Consider the following 13,007-nt stretch of genomic DNA (forward strand, 5'->3'; position numbering starts at 1 on the left):
CGCCAACAGTGTGCGACTGAAGTTATAGCGGCTATTGAAGCCCAGGGGTTTGATCGTCATTCTTCGCTTCTCTTATTATTATGTTTTGATTAAACGACTTGAGGACTTTTCTCAGCATCAATTGCAGTTTCAACTTCCTCATCCTCATTACCGTGTCGGCCGATGACGGCTGTTGCGACACCGCAGCCAAATACGTTGGTAGCGGTGCGCCCCATGTCCAGGATGGGGTCAACGGCGAGGATGAGAAGCAGGCCTGCTTCCGGAAGGCCCATCATCGGCAGACCCGCAGCCAGGACGACCAGAGCGCCCCGCGCTACACCTGCGGTACCTTTGCTGATAACCAGTAGCGTCAGCAACACCATGATCTGGTGGGAGACTGTCATTTCAATGTTGTACGCCTGCGCGATGAACATCACGATGAAGGCTTGGTACATCATCGAGCCATCCAGGTTGAATGAATAACCCAACGGCAGGACGAAGCTGCTGACACGTTTGTTGGCGCCAAATTTGTCCATGGCGGCAATGGTTTTCGGGTACGCAGCTTCACTGCTCGCCGTAGAGAAGGCGATCAGAATTGGCTCACGCATATGCTTGAACAGGTCTTTGATGCGTGGGCCGAGGGCCATGTAGCCGGCAAGCGTAATTAACGACCACAGAATTGCCAAACCTAGGTAAAACTGCCCAACCATCTTGCCAAAGGTCACGACCATTTCCAGACCATGCACGGTGATGGTGGCGGCGATGGCTGCGAATACAGCCAGTGGCGCCACATACATGACGTAATCGGTAACCCTGAACATGACATTGGCCAATTCTTCGAGCATGTCCACGATGATGGACTTGCCTTTGCCTCTGCCCTTGACGAACGCTAATGCAGAACCGAAGAACAGCGAGAACACTACGATCTGCAGCACTTCGTTTGTACCCATTGCCTCAATAATGCTTCGAGGAAATACATGGGTGAGGAAGATCGGCAGGCTAAAGCCAGAAGTGTTCAAGCCCGTACTCACGGCTTCACCGTTCACGGTCAGGTTCAGACCGACACCTGGCTGGAAAATGTTGGCGAAGAGCAAACCGATGGACAGGGATACCAGAGAGGCAACCAGGAACCAGGTGATGGCTTTAAAGCCGATACGGCCCATCGAACCGTTCCCTGACATGCTGGCTACCCCGGTCACCAGGGTAGCAAGCACCAACGGTGCGATAACCATTTTGATCAGACGTAAAAACACGTCAGTGACCAAGTTCAGGTATCCGGAAATTTCTTTTGCGGCCGCAGCATCCAGCTGACTGTGGAGCGTGCCTCCTAGGACTACGCCGAAAATCATCGCGATAACTATCGCTTTAACGAGAAGGCGGCTTTTCATGTGCACCTCTTTTTATAGTGGCCTTATTTATGGCCATGTTGTCTGGGCTATATATGTTCGTTAAATTCCGGCAAGACGGTGCCGTCAGGCGCTGTTGAGCGCCTGATTTTCACCAGATAAAGCTAACTACCCTTAGGACTGGAGAAACTTTCCAAGCTTGTCGATATCAATATTACCGCCTGTAATAATGACGCCGACTCGTTTGCCCTGGAGTTCATCCTTTAACTTTCTTACTGCGGCAAGACCCAGGCATCCGGTAGGCTCGACCACAATCTTCATGCGCTGAACAAAGAACTTCATTGCAGAAATCAGCTCTTCGTCAGTAACAGTTACAACCCGGCTCACACCCTTCAAAATAATTGGAAAGGTATAGTTGCCAAGATGCTGAGTTTGAGCGCCATCTGCGATGGTGTCAGGAGTGTCGATGTGAACAATCTCACCTGAATTGAAAGATTGTTGCCCGTCGTTACCTGCTTCAGGCTCAACGCCGATCACAGCGCACGCTGGTGCCAATGCGCGTGTCGCCAAGGTGGTTCCCGACAGCATGCCGCCGCCACCCAGGCCTACAAACAAGGCGTCCAATTGACCGACGCTTTCAAACAGCTCCTTGGCGGCAGTACCCTGGCCGGACAGCACGTCTGGATGATCATAGGACGGGATCAGCGTCATGCCATGCTTGGCGGCCAGCGCCCGACCGATAGCCTCGCGGTCTTCGGTATAACGGTCGTAGAACACAACCTCGGCACCATAGCCTTTGGTAGCAGCGACCTTGGCTGCGGGAGCGTCAGTTGGCATGACAATGGTGGCCGGGATCTTCAACAGTTTGGCCGCCAAGGCGATTCCTTGTGCGTGGTTCCCCGAAGAGAACGCTACAACACCGCCTCGACGTTGCTCTTCGCTGAATTTAGCGAGCGCGTTGTATGCCCCGCGGAATTTGAAGGAACCGGTACGTTGGTAGTTTTCGCATTTGAAAAATACCTTTGCCCCGACTTCCTCATCGATCGTACGAGACGTCAGAACAGGCGTGGCGTTGGCTGCTCCCTCAAGTCGCGTAGCCGCGTCGACTACGTCTTGATAAGTTGGCAGAGTGATGTGCATAGAAAAATGTCCTCAAAGATTTACCACGGCCAAGAAATATCGTGGCCAATACCTTCGATATTGGCTTGCTTGAACAGAAGCTGAGCAACTGTCAGGTCTTGCAGCGCCAACCCCGTCATGTCGAAGAGGGTGATGTCATTGGCACTACGTATGAATTCGACTTGCCCTGTCAGCAGGTCACCGATTTCGGTTACTGGTGACGCCGGCGCCCATTGCGTTTCGCCGAACTGACAAGCTTGAGCTCTATCGTCGACAAAGATTCTGGCCTTGGGCAGAAGCCCTCCCGGCACTTCCCTTTTGCCCTTGGTGTCTGCACCCACGCAGTTGAAGTGCGTACCGGGTTGGACGGCGTCCAGGTCAAACAGCACCTGCCCCCCGGGCGTCGCTGTGATAACTACATCACTTTTGGATACGGCATCGTTTGCCGATGCGCTGTGGCGCATGGAAACACGGTCTGAAAACTGCGATTCAAATTGGGCACTCGGTACGCCATCTGCCGTCAGATAGGTGACATGCTTGATGCCGGACATCACGCGAAGCGCGTAGTCCACTTGAATGCCGGCCTGTACGCCGGTGCCGAAAACGCAGAGTCGCGAACTGCCTCGACGAGCAAACATCTCCAGACCCAAGGCCCCGGCCGCACCTGTACGGAGTGTCGTAATGACGTTGCCATCAATGACACACAGTGGCCGTCCGGTCGTAGGATCAATCAGCAGGATGGTCGCTTGATGAGGCTCACCTTGCAGGGCACGGTTAGTCGGCCAGAAACCGGCTGCTTTGAATCCGAGCACGCCTTGGTTGGCGATACCACCGGATTTGATTCCAAAGATGCCACCCGTACTCAGCGCTTCGCGAACAACGGGGAAGTTTTGGCCATCTCCTGCGCTATGCAGGTAGAAGGCTTCGCGAACGGCGAAGAGGATCTGCTCGGGTAGCACTAGGGCATTGACACTGTCCCTATCCAGCAGTTTTAGCATTTCGATCTTGGACATTTTACGCGCCTGGCACAATAGCTAATTCAGACACAATATCCAGTTCTGGACATTTTGTAAAGGCGAGGCGCAGCCGTCTGTCATGAAGGGGTGCCCACTCAGCTAAAAATTAGAACAGGCTGGAAAGATGTCTTGTGGCACAGGCAACCACCACGCTTCTGCGCCGCACGATGGCGGGTACCAAATGGTCATCGCCGGCAGTGAAGCGCAATGCCTTGGTCAAGCTTTCGACGGCTCTCAAGTCCGCGTTATCAGAGGAGCTTCTAGCGAAGAACCCGGCAGCACCACTTGAGCTTCCGAAGCGAAGCAGGAAAGAAATTGACCCCTTCACTCTGGAGGAAGCCAACACCATCATCGAGAAGATGTACCAGCACGACCACTGGCCAAGCACTATTTACGCAGCATTTTTCGAGTTCGTGTTTTTTACGGGCATGCGTCTTTCTGAGGCCCTGGCATTGCGGTGGGATGCGGTGAGCATAGAGAAAAGGACTGCCCACGTCTGCCGCGGAATTGCCTTAGGGGAAGTGGTGGAGCGCACAAAAACTGGCGGTGATCGCTTCGTTCTGCCCAACGAGCGAGCATTGCACGCTCTGGCGTTCGTCAAAAAATAAGCAGAACGTCGGAAAAAAGGGGGAGGAAAATTCCTTGGAATGCCTTTGATTTTCCCGCCTTCAAAGAACAGCGCGTACGCAAGACAGACGCCTGAGTCTGCATAAACAGTGCAAAACCACCCCGAAAACACTGGGGTGACGATACAGACCGCCATACAACTGTCGTCACGTCTATGCGACAATATGCGTTATGTCTGGCATGAACCCCGCATTCATTTCCCAGCAACTCGGCCAACACCTGCCGATGTTGCTGCCTACTTATGCGCGATGGATCAACTCACGCTCAGGCTGGAGTGCAGCGAAACATACTCCAGATGGGTCAGAAATTGCTCCCGGCTGTAAAATGCGCAACCTAAGCTATTGAAAGGTAAAGTAATTGATCTCCACAGCAAATATCACGATGCAGTTCGGCGCCAAGCCGTTGTTCGAGAACGTCTCGGTCAAATTTGGTGCAGGTAACCGCTACGGCCTGATCGGCGCCAACGGTTGCGGCAAGTCGACCTTCATGAAAATCCTCGGCGGCGACCTCGACCCGTCCGGCGGCCAAGTGATGCTTGAGCCGAACGTGCGCCTGGGTAAATTGCGCCAGGACCAGTTCGCCTACGAAGAATTCAGCGTGATCGACACCGTGATCATGGGTCACGAAGAGCTGTGGAAGGTCAAGGCCGAGCGCGATCGCATCTACTCGCTGCCGGAAATGACCGAAGAAGACGGCATGGCCGTTGCCGAGCTGGAAACCGAGTTCGCCGAGATGGACGGCTACACCGCCGAATCCCGCGCCGGTGAACTGCTGCTGGGCCTGGGTATTGGCATCGAACAACACTTCGGCCCGATGAGCGAAGTCTCCCCAGGCTGGAAACTGCGCGTGCTGCTGGCCCAGGCCCTGTTCTCCGACCCGGAAGTGCTGCTGCTCGACGAGCCTACCAACCACCTGGACATCAACACCATTCGCTGGCTGGAAAACATCCTGACCCAGCGTTCGAGCCTGATGATCATCATCTCTCACGACCGTCACTTCCTGAACAGCGTCTGCACCCACATGGCTGACCTGGACTACGGCGAGCTGCGCCTGTTCCCGGGCAACTATGACGAGTACATGACCGTGGCGACCCAGTCCCGCGAGCAGTTGCTCTCGGACAACGCCAAGAAGAAAGCACAGATCTCGGAACTGCAATCGTTCGTCAGCCGCTTCTCGGCCAACGCCTCGAAAGCCAAGCAGGCCACCTCCCGTGCCAAGGCGATCGACAAGATCCAGCTGGCCGAGGTCAAGCCTTCGAGCCGGGTCAGCCCGTTCATCCGTTTCGAGCAGACCAAAAAGCTGCACCGCCAGGCGGTCATCGTCGAGCGTATGGCCAAGGGTTTCGACGGCAAGCCGTTGTTCAAGGACTTCAGCTTCCAGGTTGAAGCCGGCGAGCGCGTGGCGATCATCGGCCCTAACGGCATCGGCAAAACCACCCTGCTGCGCACCCTGGTCAACGAGTTGAGCCCGGATGCCGGTAGCGTGAAATGGACCGACGCCGCGGAAATCGGCTACTACGCCCAGGACCACGCGTCCGACTTCGAAGACGAATCCAACCTGTTCGACTGGATGGGTCGCTGGACCACCGGTGGCGAGCAACTGGTACGCGGCACCCTGGGCCGCATGCTGTTCTCCAACGATGAGATCCTCAAGTCGGTCAAGGTCATCTCCGGTGGTGAGCAAGGTCGCATGCTGTTCGGCAAGCTGATCCTGCAAAAGCCTAACGTGCTGGTAATGGACGAACCGACCAACCACTTGGACATGGAATCCATCGAAGCACTGAACCTGGCGCTGGAGAACTACCCGGGCACGCTGATCTTCGTCAGCCACGACCGTGAGTTCGTATCGTCCCTGGCCACTCGCATCATCGAGCTGAGCCCAAGCGGCGTGACCGACTTCAGCGGCACCTACGACGACTACCTGCGCAGCCAAGGCGTGGTGTTCTAAGGTCAGCTGTTAGTTTCAAGCGACACGCTGCAAGTCAAAGCCCCGTCCTGGTGACGGGGCTTTTTTATTGTGGCAGGCGCAGGCTTGCACGCGAACGTCGTCAACGCTGACGGGCACCGGCTGATATTGCGCATTGCTTTCGCCGTCTTCGCGAGCAAGCTCGCTCCTACAGGGGGTGGTTAACATTCTGACCTTTGTGGATCGTGCGCTTTTGGCTACCATCCCCCACGCCCTCGACTTTCACGGATGATGTTGCCCATGACCACGCCCACCGCCAGTGCCGATGCCGCACTGACGCACAGTACCTTTGACATGCGCCCGCTGCTGGTCGTCAACATGGCCTGCACCATGGCCATGATGGCTTTTGTGTCGCTGATCGGCCCGATTTCCCGGGTGCTGGGCATGGCCACCTGGCAAGCAGGGGCGGCGGTAACCGTGTCCGGCGTACTGTGGATGCTCCTTGCCCGGCCCTGGGGCGAGTTCAGCGACCGGCGTGGCCGCCGGCATATCCTGTTGCTCGGCGTCGGCGGCTTCACCCTCGCCTACTGGGTGCTCTGCGTGTTCATCGACCTCTCCCTGCAATGGCTGCCTTCGGCCCTGGCGGGGTTTATCGGGATCATGCTCGGGCGCGGGATCATTGGCGTGTTCTACGCGGCGATTCCGGTGGGCTGCAACGCCTTGATCGCCGACAACCTCGAACCCCGGTACCGCGCCCCCGCCATGGCCTCGCTGGGCGCTGCCAACGCCTGTGGCCTGGTAATCGGCCCGGCGATCGCCGCCCTGCTGTCGCGCTATAGCCTGAGCCTGCCGTTCTACGCCATGGCGCTGTTGCCGTTGCTGGCATTCCTGGTGCTGCGATTCAAGCTCAAGGGCCAGGAACTGCACCTCAAGCAAGCCCCGCGCAGCGTGCGCCTCAACGATCCGCGCCTGCGCCGGCCAATGGCCGTGGCCTTCGTGGCTATGCTGTGTGTGTCGATCGCACAGATCACCGTCGGCTTCTACGCCATCGACCGATTGGGTATGGGCCCATCCGAAGCGGCGCAAACCGCCGGCATCGCCCTGACCATGGTCGGCCTGGCGCTGATTTGCTCTCAGTTGATCGTGCGCAAACTGGATTGGTCGCCGCAGCGCCTGATCCGCATCGGCGCGCTGATTGCGGCGTGCGGCTATGCCGGCAGCATGTTCGCCCACACCGCCTGGGGCCTGTGGCTGTGCTTTTTTGTCTCTGCAGCGGGCATGGGCTGGATTTTCCCGTCCTTCGCCGCCCTGGCCGCCAATGCCGTGGAGGCTTCCGAGCAAGGCGCCACGGCCGGCAGCATCGGTGCCGCCCAGGGGTTTGGCGTGGTCATCGGACCCTTGGCCGCCACCCTGATCTATGCCCTGGAACCACGCCTGCCCTACCTGTGCGCAGCGGCCCTGCTGGTGCTGGTGGCGGTGTGGCCCTCGCGCAAGCCACGCTGAGCCTCAGAGGATGCGATAAAGCAGACGCTCGATCCGTACCCGGCTGACCCGACGCAGAAACTTGCTGACGTCAGGCGGGTACTCCAGCAACGTCTCCAATTGCTGATAACGCTCGATGCGGCTGGTATTACGGAAAATCTCCGCCAGCTCGCGACGACGAGGCGCCTGCAACTCGGCCTTGGGATCATCGATCAACAAGGCGTTTTCCAGGTCCAGGCGAAATGCCCGCGGGTTGAGGTTGTTGCCGGTCAACAAGGTGTAGCGCTCGTCGACCCACATGCCCTTGAGGTGATAGGTGTTGTCACCGTCACGCCACAGATGCAGGTTCAACAGCCCGCTGTCGATCACCCGCTGGTGCCGCTTGGCGAAGCGCCGCAGGCTGATCTCGTAGAGGTACGGCAGCGCGGCGATGACCCGGAATGGCTCGCTCGGCGGGATATAAAAGTCGTTGGCGGTCTTGTCGCCGACCACGATATCGACCTTCACCCCACGGGCCAAGGCCCGGTTGATCTCGCGGGTGACCGGCAAGGGTAGGTTGAAGTACGGCGTGCAGATGGTCAGTTGCTGCTGGGCACTGGCAATCAGTTCGCAAATCACCCGGTTCAGCGGGTTGTTCTTGCCCACCCCCAGCAGCGGGCTCACCGACAGGCCACCCTTGATCACGTCACCGGCGGTGGTGTCGTAGGCTGCATGCTTGAGGCGGCTGCGCAGGTCGCCAATGTCGTGGCGCAGGCTGCGGGTGCTCGGCAGGTTCGGCAAGTCGAGGCGGTGTACCGCCTTGGAGGTGATCAGCCCGTGTTGCACCAGGTGTTGCATGGAGTCGGCCAGCGCGCGGTTGCGCAGCAGGTGATAACGATCGAAGCGGTACTTGTCGAACTTGTGCAGGTAGACGTTGTTCAGGCTGGCGCCGCTGTAGATCACGCAGTCGTCGATCACGAAACCCTTGAGGTGCAACACGCCGAACAGCTCGCGGGTCTGGACCGGAACGCCATACACCGGCACTTCGCTGGCGTGGTCGCGGGTCATCTGCTGATACCAGGCCGAGTTGCCCGGCTGTTTACCGGCACCGATCAGGCCGCGCTGGGCCCGCAGCCAGTCCACCACAACCACCACGTCGAGCTCCGGACGCGCGGCTTTGGCGGCGTGCAAGGCATCGAGGATTTCCTGGCCGGCTTCATCGTGTTGCAGGTACAGCGCGACGATGTAGATGCGCCGGGTTGCCTGGGCGATCTGCTCCAGCAGGCAACGACGAAACTCGGCAGCGCCATCAAGGATGGTGACCGCATCGGCGGTCAGCGGGAAACTGCGCAGTTTGGGCAGCAGGGAACGTTTGAAAAGCGACGGCATAGGGCTCGCAAATGGGTCGAATCCGAAGAACCCACGAGCTTACACCATGTCCGAAAAAATAGACATTTCCAATCCAGCATTGACCAAGGAGAATGATCGTTCTACTCTCTGTTTCATGAACCCAATCAATAGCATCGACACCCGCGATATCATCCTCGACGTCACCGAAAAGTTGATCTACCGAAGTGGCATTGCCGCCACGGGCATGGACTTGCTGGTGAAAACCGCCGGTGTCTCGCGCAAAAGCATTTATCGCTACTTCGCCAACAAGGACGCGTTGATCGTTGCCGCCCTGCAGCGTCGCGATCAGCGCTGGATGCACTGGTTCACCACCCAGGTGGACCAGGCCCCAACTGCTGGCGAGCGCCTGCTCAATGTATTCGACGTGCTCAAGACCTGGTTCGCCAGCGAAGGCTTTCGCGGCTGCGCGTTCATCAACACCAGTGGCGAGACCGGCGACCCCCGGGACCCGGTACGCCAGGTCGCCAAGGCACATAAAGACAAGCTGCTCGACTACCTGCACACCCTGTGTCTGGACCATGCCGTGCAGGACCCGCAGGCGCTGGCCAGACAGTTGCTGATCCTGATCGATGGCGCCATCACCGTGGCCCTGGTGACGGGTGATCAGAGTGCCGCTGATCGTGCGCAAGACATGGCGCGAAAGTTATTGCAGCTGGAATGCCTCACGCCCTAGCCAGTTGCTGTTCCACCCCAACCTGCCCCGGAGCCGCTTTATGTCCTCTGCTGCCGAAGTTCGTCCGCCCCTGCCCCCCTTCAACCGCGAGTCGGCCATGCACAAGGTTCGCCTGGCCGAAGACGGCTGGAACTCCCGCGACCCAGAGCGGGTGTCGCTGGCCTATACCCTGGACACCCAGTGGCGCAACCGCGCCGAGTTCATCAACGACCGCGAACAGGCCAGGTTTTTCCTGGCCCGCAAATGGGCCCGGGAACTGGATTACCGGTTGATCAAGGAGCTCTGGGCGTTCAGCGATAACCGCATCGCTGTACGCTATGCCTACGAATGGCACGACGACTCGGGCAACTGGTACCGCTCCTACGGCAATGAAAACTGGGAGTTCGATGAACAGGGCCTGATGGCCAAGCGGTATGCCTGTATCAACGACCTGCCGATCCAGGAGCACCAGCGCCTGTTCCATTGGCCACTGGGTCGGCGACCGGACGACCATCCCGGGCTGTCTGAACTGGGCCTGTAGACCTTGAGCTAGAGTCGCCCAGGGGAGCGCTATCGGGCCTCGCAGTTTTCGGATAGCGCCTCCCCCAGGCGCCCTGCACCATGCGCGGCTCATTCGCCACCGCCCATGGGTAATCCAGTGATACGCCTCTTTCGCCTGCTTCCAGTGGTCCTGCTCCTCGCCGTAACCGGTTGTACGACTATGCCCGACGCCGACACACGTCATTCCGGATTCCTCAACGACTACGCAAGGTTGAGCAAAGACCCGCAATGGCCCAAGAGCGAAATGTGGGTCAAGCCCGGTCTTGAAATAAACCAGACCTACCAGAAACGGGTCTACCTGGAGCCGCCGCGCTTTTACTTCACCGGCAAGGACCTCTCGCGCAGCCCGGCCGATACCAGCGCAATGCTCAAGTACCTGAACCAGGCGCTGCAGCATCAGTTCCTGACGGCCGGCTACGAAGTCACCCGTCGCCCGGAACCCCATGCGCTGATGCTGCGCACCGCCATCACCGGCACCGAACGCACCCCGCGTGACCTGTCGATTCCCGAGTACCTGCCGATCGGCTTTGTCATCGGCGGTGCCATGTACCTGACCGGCACCCGGGATGAAAGCCTGCGCATCTTCTTTGAAAGCGAAATGCGCGATGCCCAGACCGGCGAGTTGCTGGCGCAATCCGTCAGCGCCACCACGGGCAAGCAAATCTCGCCAGCGGACGCCACCAAGGTCGAGGACGCCTACCCCGCCCTCGATGCCTGGGCCAAACAATTGCGCGAGCGCGCTGACCTGGCCTTCGCCAAGCAAGCGTCAACCGACTGACCCGACACCTTGTAGCCACCCCACCCTGGTTGGCCAGACTGTGGCCGACCAGCAGAACGTCGCGAACACCTGTACTCAAGAGGACGAACCATGAGCCATTCTTTCACCTTGAAAAACGGCTCCAAGGCCCTGTTCAATCCTGAGGACTCCAGGTTATCGATCACCACGCCCCTGGGCGAAGTTCAGCACAACACCCTGGGGCGGGCCGAATCGCGCCTGCTGGATTTACTGCTCGCCGAACCCGGGGTCATCAAATCCCGGGAGCAGATTATCGAACACACCTGGAATGACCGCGTGGTCGCCTCAGGCAGCTTGAACCAGGTAGTGTTCTCCCTGCGCAACCTGCTCAACGACAGCCGCGATCATGAGATCCTGATGACCATCCCGCGGCGTGGCTATCGCTTCAACCCGGCGTATGTCAGTGCCGGGACCACCCCGCAGATTCAACCGACACCTGCACCCGTCGAGCTGGAAATCCCCAGGGCACCTGTCCCGACTGCCGACGCCCCTGCCCCTGTTCCTGCCCCTGTCGAACCGAAACAGCCCATAGCATGGCTATCGATTGCCTATGCCGTGACCCTGCTCACGTGCCTGGCAACCCTGGCCCACTACACGTTCTCGGCCAAGGCGCCGAGCATCGAAGTGGCGAGCACCCAGCGTGACCAGTTGACCATCAACACCCTGGGCAGCAGCCGCGATTCCGCCCGGGCGCTCTACACGGCGCTCGAGCAACAACTGCAAGACCTGCCGAAGCATCTGATCGGCCAGGTCTGGATCAACCAGTCCCGCTCCAACTACTCGATCTCCTGCATTCGTGCCGATCAAAGCACCCGCAATATGCTGTTCAACCCCCAGCAAAAACCACTCGCCAGCCTCCTTGCGCAATGCCTGGAGGTGACCCTGTGAGCCTGCAGAGAAAAACCGCCGTGCAGTGGCTGCTGTTGAGCCTGATCAACCTGGGCTGTATCGGGGCCTGGCTCTATTCGCCGGTGCCGTTCAAGAACAACAGCAACTTTCACACCCTGAGTCAGCAGTGGCTGGATGACCAGAGTCAATTGAACACCGAGGAATACCTCACGGTGAACGCAAATCGAATGACCCACTCGACCATCGAAAGCCTCAACGGCAAGTTCCGTCATGCCACCCTGACTGCCGACATCACCCAATCGGGCAACGATGCCCTCCAGGTGCAAGTGGTGCGCGCCAAACTGAGCCAGGACCGCGAGCTGTTCGCCATCGAAAAAACCCCGGAGCTGTTTTTTCGTCGCCAGTACGTCGTCCAGGAAGGTTCCACGCTCAACTACAGCCTGTTGGCGACACCCAGTGAAAACACCCTGTGCTTCTTCCTCCACGAAATGGACCGCCTGCGCTGCATGAACCACTGACCTCCCGGCAAATGACAATCAATGATTTCCATTGCGCGCCTGGCGCTCCCACCCTGCTCCATTTCCCTATCCCAAGGAGACCCGCATGCTCAGCCGTCGCTTGAATCACTTGCCACTCAAACAAAAGATACTGCTGTGCACCTTCGTCTATCTGTGCGGAATCACCCTGGCCTGGCTCGTGGACATGTGAACAGCCCCCCGAGTTGAAACAACCGATCTGAATACTCCAGGGTCAAACCATGATGGCGCATTATCTGGCGTGGGCGAGACAACAGGACTTGTCGAGCTGTGCAACTCAAGGAAGGCTGGAAGTCAAATACCAGCCCATCGCTGACCGGCGCACAGGCCGCTTGGTCGGCGCCACCGCCCTGCCACGCTGGAGCCGGGGCGGTATCAGTGTCCCGTCCCAGGTCGTGCAGCAAATGACAGGTGCTGTGGTACGCCAGGTCGCCGAGGACTACAGCGTTTACCTGTGGGCCTGCAAAGACTTCTCCATCCGCCTTCCCCTGTCCCCTCAGGACATCCTCGACCCTGATTTCGCGGACTATGTTGCCGCCGTATTGGAGCGGTACGACATCCCCGCCTCGGCGATCAGGCTCGATGCCAGCGCCAGTTCCCCGGGCAATCAGTCTGCCGCGCTGCCCATTGCCGCACTGGCGCGCAAGTACTTCGCGATTGCCAACGAAGCACAGACCCTGGGCCGCTGAGGGCGGCGACGGCAATAAGCATTAATGACTTTTATCAATCATTGGGGCCGGGCAATTTCCC

The 13,007-nt window shown here is 58.6% G+C and carries 12 protein-coding genes and 1 pseudogene; 9 read left to right on the forward strand and 4 right to left on the reverse strand.

Annotated features, from left to right (window positions below):
- Window positions 1-89: 89 nt before the first annotated feature.
- The 3 genes from Q1W70_RS24905 to Q1W70_RS24915 all read right to left on the reverse strand — a co-directional run bounded on the left by Q1W70_RS24905 (window position 90) and on the right by Q1W70_RS24915 (window position 3,457).
- Window positions 90-1,367, reverse strand: coding sequence for a dicarboxylate/amino acid:cation symporter (locus Q1W70_RS24905; protein WP_302098247.1), 1,278 nt, complete (start codon window positions 1,365-1,367; stop codon window positions 90-92).
- 132 nt (window positions 1,368-1,499) lie between these two features.
- Complete coding sequence (locus Q1W70_RS24910) at window positions 1,500-2,465, reverse strand: threo-3-hydroxy-L-aspartate ammonia-lyase (protein ID WP_166593024.1); 966 nt, start codon at window positions 2,463-2,465, stop codon at window positions 1,500-1,502.
- 20 nt (window positions 2,466-2,485) lie between these two features.
- Window positions 2,486-3,457, reverse strand: a complete 972-nt coding sequence (locus Q1W70_RS24915; RefSeq protein ID WP_166593025.1) for an ornithine cyclodeaminase family protein — start codon at window positions 3,455-3,457, stop codon at window positions 2,486-2,488.
- A gap of 146 nt (window positions 3,458-3,603) precedes the next feature.
- Between Q1W70_RS24915 and Q1W70_RS24920 the strand changes: the two are divergent.
- The 3 genes and pseudogenes from Q1W70_RS24920 to Q1W70_RS24930 form a co-directional block, all read left to right on the forward strand.
- Window positions 3,604-4,424: pseudogene (locus Q1W70_RS24920) on the forward strand (tyrosine-type recombinase/integrase); the annotation flags it as partial.
- A gap of 20 nt (window positions 4,425-4,444) precedes the next feature.
- Window positions 4,445-6,034, forward strand: a complete 1,590-nt coding sequence (locus Q1W70_RS24925) for an ABC-F family ATPase (protein ID WP_095168355.1) — start codon at window positions 4,445-4,447, stop codon at window positions 6,032-6,034.
- Between the two features lie 258 nt (window positions 6,035-6,292).
- On the forward strand, window positions 6,293-7,495 hold the full coding sequence (locus tag Q1W70_RS24930; protein WP_166591739.1) for an MFS transporter: 1,203 nt from the start codon (window positions 6,293-6,295) through the stop codon (window positions 7,493-7,495).
- A 3-nt stretch (window positions 7,496-7,498) separates the two neighbouring features.
- On the opposite strand, the gene pssA is transcribed toward Q1W70_RS24930, so the two are convergent.
- On the reverse strand, window positions 7,499-8,842 hold the full coding sequence (gene pssA, locus Q1W70_RS24935; RefSeq protein ID WP_166591738.1) for a CDP-diacylglycerol--serine O-phosphatidyltransferase: 1,344 nt from the start codon (window positions 8,840-8,842) through the stop codon (window positions 7,499-7,501).
- A gap of 115 nt (window positions 8,843-8,957) precedes the next feature.
- On the opposite strand from pssA, the gene Q1W70_RS24940 reads away from it, so the two are divergent.
- The 6 genes from Q1W70_RS24940 to Q1W70_RS24965 all read left to right on the forward strand — a co-directional run bounded on the left by Q1W70_RS24940 (window position 8,958) and on the right by Q1W70_RS24965 (window position 12,946).
- Window positions 8,958-9,536 carry a TetR/AcrR family transcriptional regulator gene (locus tag Q1W70_RS24940; RefSeq protein ID WP_166591741.1) on the forward strand — a complete coding sequence of 193 codons (579 nt, stop codon included), beginning with the start codon at window positions 8,958-8,960 and terminating at the stop codon, window positions 9,534-9,536.
- Between the two features lie 40 nt (window positions 9,537-9,576).
- Window positions 9,577-10,056, forward strand: a complete 480-nt coding sequence (locus tag Q1W70_RS24945; RefSeq protein WP_166591737.1) for a nuclear transport factor 2 family protein — start codon at window positions 9,577-9,579, stop codon at window positions 10,054-10,056.
- Between the two features lie 180 nt (window positions 10,057-10,236).
- Window positions 10,237-10,854, forward strand: coding sequence for a DUF3313 domain-containing protein (locus Q1W70_RS24950; RefSeq protein WP_182344526.1), 618 nt, complete (start codon window positions 10,237-10,239; stop codon window positions 10,852-10,854).
- A gap of 90 nt (window positions 10,855-10,944) precedes the next feature.
- Window positions 10,945-11,760, forward strand: coding sequence for a transcriptional regulator (locus tag Q1W70_RS24955; protein WP_182344524.1), 816 nt, complete (start codon window positions 10,945-10,947; stop codon window positions 11,758-11,760).
- Window positions 11,757-12,239: a hypothetical protein gene (locus Q1W70_RS24960; RefSeq protein ID WP_232534610.1), complete on the forward strand. Its 483-nt coding sequence runs from the start codon at window positions 11,757-11,759 to the stop codon at window positions 12,237-12,239. Before Q1W70_RS24955 ends, Q1W70_RS24960 begins: the two co-directional genes overlap by 4 nt.
- A 239-nt stretch (window positions 12,240-12,478) precedes the next feature.
- The gene (locus tag Q1W70_RS24965) at window positions 12,479-12,946 is read left to right on the forward strand and encodes an EAL domain-containing protein (RefSeq protein WP_166591733.1); all 468 of its coding nucleotides are present in this window, start codon (window positions 12,479-12,481) and stop codon (window positions 12,944-12,946) included.
- The last annotated feature ends 61 nt before the right edge of the window (window positions 12,947-13,007 follow it).

Source organism: Pseudomonas kielensis (genome assembly GCF_030505375.1).
Classification (GTDB): Bacteria; Pseudomonadota; Gammaproteobacteria; order Pseudomonadales; family Pseudomonadaceae; genus Aquipseudomonas; species Aquipseudomonas kielensis.